Annotated in this window: 9 protein-coding genes; 8 read left to right on the top strand and 1 reads right to left on the bottom strand. The window is 61.3% G+C overall.

The window, feature by feature from the left end; genetic code table 11:
* The first annotated feature begins 295 nt into the window (after nt 1-295).
* The 8 genes from WH91_RS19235 (at nt 296) to WH91_RS19200 (ending at nt 14341) form a co-directional block, all read left to right on the top strand.
* Nucleotides 296-4975 carry an NAD-glutamate dehydrogenase gene (locus tag WH91_RS19235; protein WP_052952987.1) on the top strand — a complete coding sequence of 1560 codons (4680 nt, stop codon included), beginning with the start codon at nt 296-298 and terminating at the stop codon, nt 4973-4975.
* Between the two features lie 252 nt (nt 4976-5227).
* Nucleotides 5228-6178, top strand: coding sequence for a class 1 fructose-bisphosphatase (locus WH91_RS19230; protein WP_046172635.1), 951 nt, complete (start codon nt 5228-5230; stop codon nt 6176-6178).
* A gap of 272 nt (nt 6179-6450) precedes the next feature.
* On the top strand, nt 6451-7722 hold the full coding sequence (locus WH91_RS19225) for an AGE family epimerase/isomerase (protein ID WP_074797569.1): 1272 nt from the start codon (nt 6451-6453) through the stop codon (nt 7720-7722).
* Between the two features lie 71 nt (nt 7723-7793).
* Nucleotides 7794-8618 carry a 3'(2'),5'-bisphosphate nucleotidase CysQ gene (gene cysQ / locus WH91_RS19220; RefSeq protein WP_052952986.1) on the top strand — a complete coding sequence of 275 codons (825 nt, stop codon included), beginning with the start codon at nt 7794-7796 and terminating at the stop codon, nt 8616-8618.
* Nucleotides 8619-8811: 193 nt separating this feature from the next.
* The gene (locus WH91_RS19215; RefSeq protein WP_046172634.1) at nt 8812-9360 is read left to right on the top strand and encodes a PadR family transcriptional regulator; all 549 of its coding nucleotides are present in this window, start codon (nt 8812-8814) and stop codon (nt 9358-9360) included.
* 15 nt (nt 9361-9375) lie between these two features.
* Nucleotides 9376-10647 (top strand): efflux RND transporter periplasmic adaptor subunit, encoded by a 1272-nt coding sequence (locus WH91_RS19210; protein ID WP_052952985.1) that lies wholly within the window; start codon nt 9376-9378, stop codon nt 10645-10647.
* A 32-nt stretch (nt 10648-10679) separates the two neighbouring features.
* Nucleotides 10680-13985, top strand: a complete 3306-nt coding sequence (locus WH91_RS19205) for an efflux RND transporter permease subunit (protein ID WP_158409612.1) — start codon at nt 10680-10682, stop codon at nt 13983-13985.
* Between the two features lie 116 nt (nt 13986-14101).
* The gene (locus tag WH91_RS19200) at nt 14102-14341 is read left to right on the top strand and encodes a type II toxin-antitoxin system Phd/YefM family antitoxin (protein ID WP_046172633.1); all 240 of its coding nucleotides are present in this window, start codon (nt 14102-14104) and stop codon (nt 14339-14341) included.
* A gap of 83 nt (nt 14342-14424) precedes the next feature.
* Here WH91_RS19200 and WH91_RS19195 read toward each other — a convergent pair.
* On the bottom strand, nt 14425-14750 hold a 326-nt coding region (locus WH91_RS19195; protein WP_046172632.1), incomplete at its 5' end, for a transposase.

Here is a 14750-nt window from a genome sequence, read left to right as displayed (position 1 = left end):
CCCGCTGAGATCGAATGACTGAAAGACTACCAGACCACTAGGGTATCGCAAGATGGCGACCTCGCGCCTTTTGAGCGCGCGAGAAAACGCTTTGCTGCGATTGGCACTCTGGCGAGAAAAACATGGCCCGAAGCGATGAAAGGGTCAATGGCACGCAAATTCATTCCAGACGCTTGCCGAGACCATAATGCGCGGCTGTCATGGAGCCATCGCGGTAAGCGGCTATCATCGAAGTGAATGGCGACATGCGGGCATTGGATGCCTAGACTGGTCTTGCGAATTGGGGAGTCGATGAATGGACCTGGGACAATCGAGGCGTCCGGCCCTGCTGGAGCGGGCTGCAGCATTGGCGAGCGAGGACGCGGGCTTTGCACGCTTCCTGAGGGCGGCGGTGCTGGCGACGGACGGCGAGGACCTGGGGGTTGTGTCGCCTGAGCAGTTCGAGGCAAACCTGCGGCGGTCCTATCAGAACCTGCTGTCCTTTGATGGCGACGACAGCCGGTTGATCGCCACACAGCCGGCGCATGCGGGCGATGCGTTGGTGCTGGATGTGATTTCGCCGGACATGCCGTTCATCGTCGATTCGGCACTGGCAGCGGTGCGTGCGGCGGGCGGCACCGTCAAGCTGTTCACCCATCCGGTGGTCAAGGTGTGGCAAGGGCAGGTCATCGACAATGGCGGGCGGGCGCTGAGCCTCTTGCATATCCACAGCGATCCGGTTGCCGATGTCGACGCGCTGACCCGCGAGGTCGAGGCGACCATGAACGAGGTCACCAGCGCAGTGCGTGACTGGCAGCCGATGCTGGAACGGCTACGACGGGCCATCAGTTCACTGGAGCGGAGCCCCGCGGCGCAGAAGGACGAGCCGCTACGGTTTCTCGACTGGCTGATCGAGCACAATTTCACTTTCCTCGGGATGCGCGAATACCGGCTAAGCGCCGATGGGCTGGAGCCGTTGGCTGATAGCGGGCTGGGGATTTTGCGCGATCCGGAATTCAAGGTGCTGCGCAGCGGCCCGACCTTTGTGGAATCGACGCCGCAGCATACGGCCTTCATGGCTAGCAACGAAGCGCTGTTGGTGACCAAGGCCAATGTGCGGGCGCGGGTGCACCGGCGCGTGCATATGGATTATGTGGGCATCAAGCTGTTTGGCGGTGACGGCGCGGCGCTGGGCGAATTGCGCATCGTCGGGCTGTTCACGGCGCAGGCGCAGGCGACGCCGCATACCGATGTTCCGATCATCCGGCGCAAGATTGCCGAGGTGATGCGCAAATCTGGCGTCGATCCGCTGGGGCATGACGGGCGCACGCTGCTCAGCGCTCTGGATAGCTATCCGCGCGACGAGCTGTTCCAGATCGGCGTCGAGCAATTGTTTGAATTCGCCACCGCCATTGCGGGGCTATACGAACGCCCACGGGTGCGGGTGCTGCCGCGGATCGACCGGTTCGACAATTTCGTCTCGGTATTGGTCTATGTGCCGCGCGACCGCTACGATAGCGAGGCCCGAGCCCGGATCGCGCGTTACCTGGCGCAGGTCCATGACGGGCGCGTTTCAGCCTATTATCCGCATTTCCCGGAAGGGGAACTGGTGCGGTTGCATGTAATCATCGGCCGGGTGGCCGGGCCGACGCCGCAGCCGAGCCGGGCAGAACTGGAGGAGCGTGTTTCGGCGCTAACCAGCAATTTTGGCGATGTTCTGGCGGCAACGGCAGTCGATCCGGCGGCGATCAGCGATTATCGCGGGGCGTTTTCCGCGGCGTATCAGTCGCGTAATAATGCGGCCGATGCGCTGGACGATATAGAGGTGATGCGCGGCCTGGGGAACGGCGCCGGCGTAGCGATCAGGCTGCGGACGCGGACCGGGGCCGACGGCTCGCTGGGGCTGAAGTTCTATCATCGTGAAAGCGCCATTCCGCTGAGCGACCGCGTGCCGATGCTGGAAGCGTTCGGCTTTCGGGTGATCGACGAGCGGACCTATACGATTGTGCCGCGCGATGGCGTCGAGCGCTATCTGCACGACATGGTGCTGGAACCGGCCGAGGGCAGCTTCGATGTGGCGACGCGCGGTGCAGCAATCGAGGAAGGACTGCTGGCGGTTTGGGATGGGCTGGCGGAAAGCGACGCGCTCAATGCGCTGGTGTCGCGGTCTCAGCTCGGCTGGAACGACGCGGCCCTGCTGCGTGCGCTGTCGCGCTACATGCGGCAGATCGGGACGTCGTATTCGCAGCGCTATATTGCCAATGTGCTGGTGAAGCAGAGCGAGGCGGCATCCGCGCTGGTGGCACTGTTCAACGCGCTGCATGACCCGGAATTGGCTGAGCGCGAAGTGGCGGGCGAGGCGGGAAGGGAGCGCATCGTGGCGGCGCTGGACGCTATGGCGTCGCTAGACGAGGACACGATCATCAGGCGGTTTGTGAACCTCATCGAAGCATCGGTGCGGACCAATGCGTTCCAGCGCGACGCCGAGGGCAAGCGGATGCCGGCGCTGGCGATCAAGTTTAACGCGTCGCTGGTCGAAGCCATGGTGGCGCCGCGGCCGTATCGCGAGATTTCGGTGTATTCGCCGCGCGTCGAGGGCATACACATGCGGTTTGGCGCCATTGCGCGCGGCGGCATTCGCTGGTCGGACCGGCCGGAGGACTTCCGTACCGAGGTGCTGGGGCTGGTCAAGGCGCAGCAGGTCAAGAATGCGGTAATCGTGCCTGTGGGGGCCAAGGGCGGTTTCGTGCCAAAGCACCTGGTGGCCGGGATGGCGCGAGAGGCTTTCGCCGCCGAGGGTGTCGCCGCCTACAAGATTTTCATCGGCGCGCTGCTGGATCTGACGGACAATCTGGTCAACGGCGCCCTGGTGCCGCCAACGGATGTGATACGGCGGGATGGGGACGATCCTTATCTAGTGGTGGCGGCGGACAAGGGCACGGCGAGCTTTTCCGACACCGCCAACGGCATCGCCATTTCGCGTGGATACTGGTTGGGCGATGCGTTCGCCTCGGGTGGCTCTGCCGGCTATGACCACAAGAAGATGGGCATTACGGCGCGCGGCGGCTGGGAGGCGGTGAAGCGGCATTTCCGCGAGATGGACCGCGACATCCAGCGCGAACCCTTCACCGTGGTCGGCATCGGCGACATGAGCGGCGACGTGTTCGGCAATGGCATGTTGCTGAGCCCCGAAATCCGGTTGATCGCGGCATTCGACCATCGCGATATTTTCATCGATCCGAGCCCGGATGCCGTGACGAGCCTTGCCGAGCGACAGCGGTTGTTCGCCCTGCCCCGGTCGAGCTGGCAGGATTATGACAAGGGGCTGATTTCGGTAGGCGGCGGGGTGTTCTCGCGGTCTCTCAAGGCCATCGCGCTGACTGCGGAAATGCAGGCGGCTCTGGGGCTGCATGTGGCGCATGCAACGCCGGCCGAGGTGATGACATCGATTTTGAAGGCCTATGTGGACCTGCTGTGGTTTGGCGGGATTGGGACCTATGTGCGCTCGGCGGTGGAGAGTGATGCCGAGGTGGGCGACCGGGCCAATGACGCGATCCGCATTACCGGCGCCGATCTGCGCGCCAAGGTGATTGGCGAAGGGGCGAACCTGGGCGTCACGCAGCGCGGGCGGGTGGATTATGCGCTCAAGGGCGGCCGGATCAATACCGATGCAATCGACAATTCGGCGGGGGTGAATTCGTCCGATCTCGAGGTCAATATCAAGATTGCGCTGGCGCCGCTGCTGAACGACGGATCGCTGGAGATTGAGGATCGAAATGCGTTCCTGGTCACGATGACCGGTGAGGTTGCGGCGTTGTGCCTACGCAACAATTACCTGCAGGGGCTGGCGATTTCACTGGCACAGCAGGCGGGGCTGGACGAGTTGCCGGATCATCGGGAACTGATCGAGCAGCTGGAAGAGCGCGGGCTGCTGGACCGGGCGGTGGAGTTTTTGCCGACGGATGCGGCGATCGATGCGCGAGCCACCAGCGGCACGGCATTGGTGCGGCCGGAGCTGGCTGTGACCCTGGCCTACGCCAAGTTGACGCTTTATGCGGACCTGCTAGAGGGCGAGGCGATCGACGATGGCTACCTGGCGGGCGAGCTGTATCGCTATTTCCCGGAAACGCTGCGTTCGGCGTATCCGGAGCAGGTGGCGCAGCATCGGCTGAAGCGCGAAGTCATCGCCACGGTGCTGGCCAATGCGATGATCAATCGTGGCGGGCCGGCATTTGTCAGCGAATTGACGGCGGCCACGAGTGCCAGCCCGGGCGAAGTTGCGTTGGCCTATGCCGCCACGCGGGACGTCTATGGTCTGACGGCGCTGAATACAGCTATCGATGGGCTTGATGGCGCGGTGGCGGGCGAAGTCCAGCTTGGACTGTACGCCGCCGTGATGAACCTGCTGCGGCAGGAAAGCCTGTGGTTCCTGCGCAATTCCGATGTGACGCAGGGATTGGCCGGGCTGGTCGAGCGGCACGCTGCCGGGGTGGCGGCGCTGCGCGGGCTCATGACGCATACGCTGCCGGCTTCGCTGGCCGAGCGGATTGCCGAGACGGTGGCAGCGCTGGTGGCTCAGGGTATATCCGAGGGTTTGGCGCAGTCGATCGCCGAGCTGCCGGTGCTGAGCTATGCCAGCGATATCGTGCTGGTCAGCGAACGCGCAGGCGTTTCAGTGGGTGACGGGGCGGCGGCATTCTTTGGGGTGTTCGCGACCTTTAACCTGTGGCCTGTGGTGGAACAGGGGCGGGATATCCGGCTCAGCGACCGGTTCGACCGGATGGCACTGGACCGGGCGCTGGCTAATTTGATGCGGGCGCAGCGCGATTTGACTGCGGACGTGTTGAAGACCGAGGGCGGCGTGGTGGCGTGGATGGGTCGGGCCGGGATCGCGCGGACGGCTGAGGCGGTGAAGGAACTGACGCAGGGGGTGCTTACGGTGTCTCGGTTGAGCGTGGCGGCAGGGCTGTTGGCGGATTTGGCGCAGGAGAGCTGATGAGGCCTTTTTTGGGGTACCCCCACCTCGCCTCCCCCTGATGAGGGGGAGGAATCCTATCCAGTTTCGGGCACTATCTCAGGCAGTCACCGGGCAAGCTCCTCCCCCTATCAGGGGGAGGTTGGGTGGGGGTATCCGACAAGGACGCTTCTTGTGCTGATCCGTCGAAACAACACTCATGCCAAAGTTGGCCTTGCCTCTGGGCGGTAGTTGGGGACACTGGGGCACCCTGCCCTTGCCTGGAGTTTTTACATGACCACGACCCTTGCCGACTGGCTTGCTGCACAGACTGTCGATCCGAAACTGGCGTCGGTGGTGGCGACGATGGCGGCGGCGAGTGCGGAGATTGCTGCGGTTTTGCGGTTGGCGCCGATCGAGGGCCATACCGGGCTGGCGGGGCATACCAATGTCCAGGGCGAGGCGCAGAAGGCGCTCGATGTGATCTCAAACGACATTGTTTTGAATCACATACGGGAAAATGTCGAGATTTCGATTCTGGTGTCGGAAGAGCTGGATGAGGCGGTTCACCTGGAGAATCAGGGTGACTTCATGGTGGCCACCGATCCGTTGGATGGATCTTCGAACCTCGACGTAAACGTCACCGTGGGCACGATTTTTTCGGTCCTGGATGCGCGCAAGGGATTGCTGCAGCAGGGCAAGGACCAGTTGGCGGCCGGATATGCGGCTTATGGGCCGGCGACTAGCCTGGTGCTGACGTTTGGGGCGAGTGTGGTGGTGTTTACGCTGGATGGCGCGGGGCAGTTCGTCTTGACGCTGGATACGGTGGCGGTGGCTGAAGCGTCAGGCGAGTATGCGATCAATACGGCCCGCGAACGGTTTTGGGACGCAGCGACCAAGGGCTATGTGGCAGAGAATGTTGCAGGCGAAACGGGGTCGGCGGGCAAGCGGTATAATATGCGCTGGGTGGGGTCGATGGTGGCGGATATCCATCGGATTTTGATGCGCGGCGGGATTTTCATGTATCCGCTGGATAGCGAGACCACTGGTAAGGGCGGCCGGCTGCGGCTGCTGTATGAGGCCAATCCGATGGCGATGATTGTGGAAGCCGCGGGCGGGAAATCGACGACTGGCCGCGAGGGAATATTGGAGCTGGTGCCGACGGGGATTCATCAGCGGGTGCCGGTGATATTGGGATCGGCGGAGGAAGTTGCGCGGGTCGAGGGTTGGTACGCGAAGGGGTAGGTTTGCCTCGAATATCCCTGCCTAAACTACCCACACCCTCAATCCTTCTTCATTCAAATCGCTCCACTGGAGCGATTTGGCCCTTTGGGCACATTCGAAGCCCACAAGGGGGAGGGAGGCGATGAACACTGACGGCTAAGCTTGCGCATCCCTCCCCTCGATGGGGAGGGATTGAGGGTGGGGTGGGCCGCACACGCCGGGTGTGGTTTTAGACCTCCGTAATTGCAACGTTGCCAACGGCTGGCTATAGCTCGGGTAGTGAGGAGCCTTTTATGACCGATGTGCCGTTGACGCTTGCCAAGACGAATTCTAGCCCGTGGCCGCAGCGGCCGTTTCATCAGCAGTATTTGATGCGGCAGACCAACAATCTGTACGACTTCTTCGAGTCGCCATCGATCAATCCGAAGGGCGGGTTTTTCGAGCTGGACGACGAAGGCGTGCCGCTGGATGTGGACAATTCTACACGGCAAATCCATGTGACGACGCGGATGGTACATTGCGCGGTGCTGGGGAGCCTGCTGGGGCGGCCGGGGTCGGACGAGATCGTCGATCACGGGATGCGTTATATCTGGGACCATCATCGCGACGCCAAGCATGGTGGGTATGTTTGGGGGCTGGATGATAGCGGCGTGACCGATGGGTCCAAGCAAGCTTACGGGCATGCTTTCGTGCTGCTGGCGGCGTCGAGTGCCAAGCTGGTCGGACATCCTCTTGCGGATCAGATGCTGGCCGACGTGACGCAGGTGATCGACACGCGGTTTTGGGACGACAAGACCGGCTCGATGCGGGATGAGTATAATCAGGACTGGTCGCAACTGCTGCCGTATCGCGGGCAGAACGCCAATATGCATATGACCGAGGCGCTGATGGCGGCGTTCGAGGCTACGGGCAACAAGGATTATCTGCAGAAGGCGGAGCGGATTGCCGAGCTGATCATTCTCAAGAATGCGGTGCCGCTAGGGCATCGGGTGGCTGAGCATTTCAATGAGAACTGGGTGCTCGACAAGGGCTATGAGGGCAACGAGATGTTCCGCCCTTCCGGCTCAACACCGGGGCATTGGCTGGAGTGGTCGCGGCTGCTGTATCAGTTGTGGATACTCGGTGAAAAGCACTCGTCGTGGATGACAGGGGCGGCGCGGGAGCTGTTCCGCCAATCGGTGGAGCTTGGTTGGGACAAGCAGCACGGCGGGTTCTTTTACACGCTGGACTGGGACAACCAGCCGATCATGCGCGAGAAGCTGTGGTGGCCGGTCGCCGAGGCGATCAGCGCGGCGGCTTATATTTCTGCCTATGACAATAGCGACTATTTCGAGGTCTGGTATCGTAAGCTGTGGGATTATGCCGAGAACCATGTGATCGACCACGCTCGCGGCGGCTGGCTCAGCGAGTTGAAGGAAGACCTGACGCCGACGTCGCGGCTGTTTGTCGGCAAGCCGGACATTTATCACGCGCTGCAGGCATGCCTGATCCCGCTGTATCCGGCTCATGGGAGCCTAACCAAGGCGATTATCGAGGCGGATCATACAATGAAGACGCACGTCTAGCGCGGCGCGGCCGGGTGTTGCATGCGCAATGCCCGGAGCGTAAAGCAGCGGCCAGATATGTGGGACGCCAGATGACCACTGCCATGCCGACCGACGAGGGACTGACGACGCTGGTGCTCGACGCGGCGGTAGCTGCGGCGCGCGTGATCCTCGACGTTTATGCACGCCCGATTACCGCTGTGAGCAAGTCCGATGGTTCGCCGGTGACCGAGGCGGATGCAGCGGCCGAGGCGATTATTCTTGAATACCTTCGGCCGACCGGCATTCCTGTGTTGGGCGAGGAGAGCGTGGCGGCCGGGATTATCCCGACGCTGGGCGATCGGTATTTCGTGGTGGATCCGCTGGATGGCACCAAGGAATTCATCAAGCGCAATGGCGAGTTCACGGTGAATATCGCGCTGGTGGAATTTGGCCTGCCGGTGATGGGTGTCGTGCTGGCGCCGGTGACGGGCGAAACCTTCATTGGCGATGCGACGGGCGCCTCGTTCTGCAACACGCTGAGCGGGACAGCGTCGGAACGAACCAGCATCGCGGTGGCTTCGGCCGACCGGCTGCGGATCGTGGCGAGCCGGTCGCATGGGCATGCGGCACTCGCGGGCCTGTGCCAGACTCTGGATGTGGAAGCCGATGTATCGGTCGGATCGTCGCTGAAGTTCTGTCTTTTGGCACGCGGCGATGCGCAACTCTATCCGCGTTTTACCCCAACTTGCGAATGGGACACCGCAGCCGGACAGGCGGTGCTTGAGGCAGCCGGCGGTGCGGTCGTCACGCTAGATGGGGAGCGCATGCGCTATGGCAAGCACAACGTGGCGTTCCTGAACCCGTATTTCGTGGCGGCTTCGAGCATGGAACTGGCCCGACGGGCGGCAGGGGAAATGACGCGATTGCTCGCCTAGACTAATGGTCTTGGCGTTTTCGTGGGGGAATCCGGTCGAAACTTCAAGAACGCCGTATATTCGAACGAGCCATGCAATCTGATCTTAACTGATCTGCTCGATTAGTCGGGCCGTACAACTTGCGCGATCCAGGCCGGACCTATACACACCCGGCATATATCGGACCAGCATAGGTCCGCGGAACCCAGCGCGCATGAACGTCAGAACTCTATGTTTATCGATCCTCTATGAGGGCGAAGCAACCGGATATGATATCCGGCAGCGCTGCGTCGATGGCGAGTGCTCGTATTTCGTCGAAGCGAGCTTTGGCTCAATCTACCCTGCCCTGGCCAAGCTGGAGAGCGAAAAGCTCGTGACCAGCCGGACCGAGCAACAGGTCGGCAAGCCGGCCAAGAAAGTCTATTGCATCACCGAGGCGGGCCGCGAGGCTTTTGCCGAAGAACTTTCAGGCCCCCTAGGGCCAGACATGTTCCGCAGCCCATTTCTATTGCTGGCGCGCTTTGCCCATATACTTCCCGCCGATCTGGTGGAGGCACGGTCCCAGGAATTTTTGCAGAAACTCATGGACAACCGCAAGCAGCTTGAAGAGGCCGCCTCGGAGCTTGGCAGCAATGCCGGTGACACATGGGTCATCAATTACGGACGTGCTATCATGGAGCTTGCCGAAAGGCACATGCGCTCCCATATGCACGAACTGATCACATTGGCGCGAGCCGAGCCGAAAAAAGACGCGGCTGAGTAAAGGGGCGAATACTTCATGCGTGCACTGTTTTCTTATGGCCTAGCACTACTGATCCTGGTTGGGATCGGTGGCTGGTTGGCGACAGGAACTCTCGTAGTTGGCGGCAATGGCCCCGGTAATGGCGAAAAGCCGATCGTTTCGGTGATCGAAGGATCCGAACACGGCCCGCTGCACAATACGTTGGCCGAGGCCGGCGTGCTGGCCGAACATCCGGAACCAGAGGTTGATCCGGCTATGACCATTGCGCAGCGCAATGACGCCGAGGGCGGCGAAAACGCTGTGCTGCAGACGGTCCGCACCGTCACCTACACCGCCCAGCCAATGCAGATCGACGTGCCGCTGCGCGGCCGCACCCAGGCCAAGTCCTCGGTTACCTCCATGGCCGAAACCGCCGGCATCGTTGATGCGGTGCATGTGACCAAGGGCCAGCAGGTTGCCGTGGGTGATGCCCTCTGCACGCTGGACCAGGGCACGCGCGTTGCCGCCGTATCCCAGGGGCAGGCCAGTCTCGAACAGGCCAACGCAGGTCTGGTTCAGGCGCAGCTCGACTTCGATACCAATAGCGAACTCCGTTCCAAGGGCCTTGCAGCTCCCAATACCGGACGCGCCGTCGAGGTTGCCCTGAGCGGCGCCAAGGCAGCGGTTTCGTCAGCACAGGCCGGACTCGACAATGCCCAGGCCGAACTCGACCGCACCGAAATCAAGGCTAAGGTAGCCGGCATGGTGCAGGACCCGGTTGCCGTGGCTGGCTCCATGCTGGGGCAGGGCCAGCCCTGCGCGACCATCGTGCAGCTCAATCCAATGGTGTTCATCGGCCAGGTGCCGGAATCGCGGATCGGGCTGGCGCGCACGGGCCTCGAAGCCAAGATCACAATGGTGACTGGCGCCGAGGTCGAAGGCAAGGTGACGTTCATTTCCTCGACGGCCGACAATGCAACCCGCTCCTTCCCCGTCGAAATCGAATTCGCCAATGACGACCTGTCGATCCGTGATGGCATCACCGCCCAGGCAACCGTGACGCTGGGCAGCACGCTCGGACACCTGCTGCCGCAGTCGGTGCTGACGCTTGACGACAAGGGCGTGCTCGGCGTGCGGACTGTGGAAAATGGCAAAGTGGCATTCCACGAAGTCACCATTGTCAGCGACACCCGCGATGGCATGTGGGTCAGCGGCCTGCCGGCCAGCGCCGACGTGATAACCGTAGGCCAGGAAAATGTGAATGCCGGACAGGCAGTCAATGCCTCTCCCGCCGACGCCGCCCCCGTCGTTAGCGCAGAAAGCGTCTGATCATGGTCGAGTTTATCGTCAGAATCCTTCGGATGCCGCGTGTCGTCCTGACCGTCATGGTCATCATGCTCGCGGCCGGCATTTCGGCCTATGTCTCTCTGCCCAAGGAGAGCTTTCCGGCCATCGACGTACCTTACCTCTACGTCTCGATCAGCCAGACCGGCGTTTCCCCGCGCGATGCGGAAGCACTGCTGGCCAAGCCGGCCGAAGAGGAACTGGCGACGCTGCCGGACCTCGAGAATATCACATCAACCTCGACCACCGGCCACGCCTCGATTTTCCTCGAGTTCGATATCAATGCGGATAAGGACAAGGTTCTTTCGGACACTCGCGCCCGCATGGATGCGCTGAAGTCCAAGCTTCCCGCCGATGCCGATGACCCGATTGTTGCTGAAGTCGATCTGGTCGCACAGCCGATTATTTCGGTCGCCGTCTACGGCAGCGCGCCTGAGAAGGAACTGGTGCGTCGCGCTGAAGACCTCCAGGACGCGCTCGAAGGCCTGGCCGATGTTCGCGAGGCCGAACTGTCGGGCGCGCGCGACGAAATCCTCGAAGTCCGCATCGACCTGCTGCGTCTGGAAGCCTACGGGCTGACGGCAAGCCAGCTGTTCGACGCGCTCAACCGCAACAACATGGTGGTGCCGGGCGGTACGCTCAACACCGGCCAGGGCTCGTTCAATATCGAAGTGCCCGGCCTGATCACCAATCCGCAGGACGTCTACGACCTGCCGCTGAAGACCGACGGCAATACGGTCGTGACCTTCGGCGACGTGGCGACCGTTACCCGTACGCTGGCCGACGCCACCGAGTATACGACGGTAAACGGCTCCCCGGCCCTGATCATGGGCGTTTCCAAGAAGACTGGAACCAACATCATCGACGTGTCCGCCAAGGTGCGGGCAACGACCGAGGAATTGGCCAAGGCATGGCCAGAGGGCGTCAATTACAGCTTCTTCCTCGATCAGGCCGAAACGACCACGTCGATGTTCCGCTCGCTTGAAGCGGCCGTGCTGACCGCCGTGGCGCTGGTGCTGATCACTTGCGTGGCGACGCTGGGCATTCGCCCCGCGATCATGATCGGCCTGTCGATCCCGCTGTCGTTCATGATGGCGTTTCTCGTGGCGCAGACGCTGGGCATGACTATCAACATGATGGTGATGTTTGGCCTGGTGATCGCGGTGGGCGTGCTGGTCGACGACCCTGTGGTGGTCGTCGAATATGCCGAGCGAAAGCTGATGGAGGGCGTTTCCAAGAAGGAAGCGTTCATCTTGGCCGTGCGCAAGATGTTCGTGCCGGTGCTGGGCGCGACCTTTACCACGCTGGGCGCCTTCATCCCGCTGCTGTTCTGGCCGGGGATCATCGGCAAGTTCATGGTTTACCTGCCGATGATCGTGATCATCGTCATGGTCGCATCACTGATTTCGGCGCTGATTTTCATGCCGGTGATCGGCGCATTCATCGCTTCGAGCCATGTCGACCCCAAGGCCAAGGAAGCCGCCGACCTGGTCATGTATGCCGACAAGTTCGACCCCAAGAAGATCAAGGGACTGACCGGCATCTATGTGCGGACGATGGAGCACCTGCTGCATTGGCCAATCCCGACGCTGGCGGTAGGCTTTGCCATCATCATTGGCATTTTCGCCACCTATATCGCCAATCCGACCGGCGTCGAGGCTTTCCCTGCATCGGAACCGGAATTTGCGACCGTGGCCGTGGTTGGACGAGGTAACTACTCGCCTGAAGAAGTCCGCGACATGATGAGCGATATCGGCGGCCAGATCATGCAGGTCCAGGGCATCCAGGACGTGATCATGCAGTTCGGCGCGACCGGCGCCTTCAGCACCACGCCGCCGGACACCATCGGCAACTTCCAGTTGCAGCTGGTCAGCTACAACAACCGCGTCAAGGCGGAGAAGATTTTCGCCGACATCCGCGAGCGCGTCAAAAGCTTCGCCGGTCTCGACATCCAGGTGCTGGCAGCCGAGAACGGACCGCCCGCAGGCAAAGCCATCAATGTTCGCGTTGAAAGCACGAACTACGATGATCTGGTCCCCGTCGTGGCGGCGATCCGCGAGCATATCGAGGGCATGCCGAACACGGTGGACATCGAAGACGGGCGTCCCTCCCCCGGCATCGACTGGCAGATCACCATCGACCGCAACGAGGCCGGCAAGTATGGCATCGGTGTGCGTGAACTGGCGCCCTATGTGCAGCTCGTCACCTCCGGCGTGAACCTGGGCACCTATCGAGATGCCGATACCGGCAAGGAACTCGACATCAAGGTGCGCCTGCCAGAAAACGAGCGCACGTTCGACGCGCTCGACTCGATGCGGATTGCCACGGCTACGGGGATGATCCCGGTCAGCAACTTCATCACTCGGACAGCCGTACCGAAGGTGGCCAATATCTCGCGCCGCAACCAAGTGTACCAGATGCCGGTGGCTGCCAATCTGGCCGACCTGCCGGAGGGTGTGTTTGCCGCCGACCGCGTTGCAGAGCTGCAGGCCTGGGTTAAGGAACAACCGTTCCCTGATACAATAACCGTCCAGTATACCGGCGCCGAGGAACAGGCCGGAGACGCCAATGCCTTCATCGTGCAGGCACTGGGCATGGCATTGTTCCTGATCTTCTTTATCCTGCTGCTCGAGTACAACAGCTTCTACCAGGTTATGGTGACGCTCTCGACGGTGGTGATGTCGGTGGCCGGCGTGTTGCTAGGCATGCTGGCGACGGGGATGAGCTTCTCGGCCATCATGACGGGTCTCGGCATCGTTGCCTTAGCCGGTATCGTAGTGAAGAACGGCATCGTGCTGATCGACACCTACAACGATTACAACCGTCACCAGGGAGTCGAGCCAGTGAAGGCGATGCTGCTGACGGCCGCACAGCGCGTGCGTCCAGTGCTGCTCACCGCATTCCTCACCGCACTGGGAGTGATCCCGATGTGGGCGAATGTGGAATTCGACTTCATCCGCCGCGAAGTGGTGGTCGGTGGCCTGGCTGGTTCGTGGTTCATCCACCTGTCGGCGGCACTGGTCTCCGGCCTGTTCTTCTCGACCCTCCTGACGCTTATCATGGTGCCGGTGATGATCACTGCGCCAAGCGTGATCTGGATCCAGATGAAGGGTACCGGGCATAATTTCGGCCGGCTGACCCGCTGGGTCTCGGGCCGTGGCCGTCAGCCCGCCATGGCAACACCGGCAGGGTTCGATGGCATGGCCGTGGAAATCCCCGCCGACGCCGATGGCAGCAGGCGGTACATCGTCAGCTCTGACGCCGGACTGGTGGACAAGGAAAAGAACACCAGCAAGCCGGATCGGTCCGAAGCAGCCGAATAGGATCGGCACATAAATTGGAAAAGGCCCGCAGCGATGCAGGCCTTTTTTGTTTGCGTGCCGCTCGCTAAATTAAAATGGCAATATTTCATTGGCTATTTTAGCTGACGGAGAGTGTCATGGCAAAAATCTCAGCAACCGACGCCAAAAACAAGTTTGGGCAGGTACTGGAGATGGCGCAGGCCGAGCCGGTGCGCATCCAAAAGAATGGGCGCGACGTGGCGGTTGTTTTGTCGTCAGAGCAGTATGGAGCGCTGATTGCAGAGAGCAATATCCCGCGGGTCAACCCGCTTATTGTAAAATTGCATGGCGAGAGCTTGAAGCGTTGGGGTAAGGTTTATGAAGCTTTGGCGAAATAAGCCATGGCCAGCCGCATCTATTTAACGCTGGACGATGTGATCTGGATACATACAGAACAGCTAATACCAAGTCTCATCGATACTCACTCATGTGCCCATTTGCGCAACCCGATCGACATAATGCGCCATGGCTGCTTGATGAGGCAGTTCCAAGCAAAGCAGCAGTGATCGAGGATGTCCTCATAAGATTTGAAGATTCGGTTCGAGAGCCAGTTGTCGCGCATGAACTGCCAGACGTTTTCGACCGGATTGAGTTCGGGGCATTTCGAGGGCAGCGGCAACAGGGTGATATTGGCGGGCACCACGAGTGCGGCGGAGATGTGCCATCCGGCCTGATCGAGTAGCAGCACGGCATGGGCCCCCGGTGCCACGGCGGCTGAGATTTCCGCCAGATGGAGCATCATGCCCT

This window comes from Devosia psychrophila, from assembly GCF_000971275.1.
Classification (GTDB): domain Bacteria; phylum Pseudomonadota; class Alphaproteobacteria; order Rhizobiales; family Devosiaceae; genus Devosia; species Devosia psychrophila.
The sequence above is the reverse complement of the archived record's forward strand: the minus strand, read 5'-3'. Positions and strand labels throughout refer to the sequence as shown.

Coding starts and splice junctions, on each gene's coding strand:
- WH91_RS19225 (WP_074797569.1), top strand. CDS start 6,451: ATGACCGATGTGCCGTTGACGCTTGCCAAGACGAATTCTAGCCCGTGG.
- WH91_RS19235 (WP_052952987.1), top strand. CDS start 296: ATGGACCTGGGACAATCGAGGCGTCCGGCCCTGCTGGAGCGGGCTGCA.
- WH91_RS19215 (WP_046172634.1), top strand. CDS start 8,812: ATGAACGTCAGAACTCTATGTTTATCGATCCTCTATGAGGGCGAAGCA.
- WH91_RS19230 (WP_046172635.1), top strand. CDS start 5,228: ATGACCACGACCCTTGCCGACTGGCTTGCTGCACAGACTGTCGATCCG.
- WH91_RS19205 (WP_158409612.1), top strand. CDS start 10,680: ATGCCGCGTGTCGTCCTGACCGTCATGGTCATCATGCTCGCGGCCGGC.
- WH91_RS19210 (WP_052952985.1), top strand. CDS start 9,376: ATGCGTGCACTGTTTTCTTATGGCCTAGCACTACTGATCCTGGTTGGG.
- WH91_RS19200 (WP_046172633.1), top strand. CDS start 14,102: ATGGCAAAAATCTCAGCAACCGACGCCAAAAACAAGTTTGGGCAGGTA.
- cysQ (WP_052952986.1), top strand. CDS start 7,794: ATGACCACTGCCATGCCGACCGACGAGGGACTGACGACGCTGGTGCTC.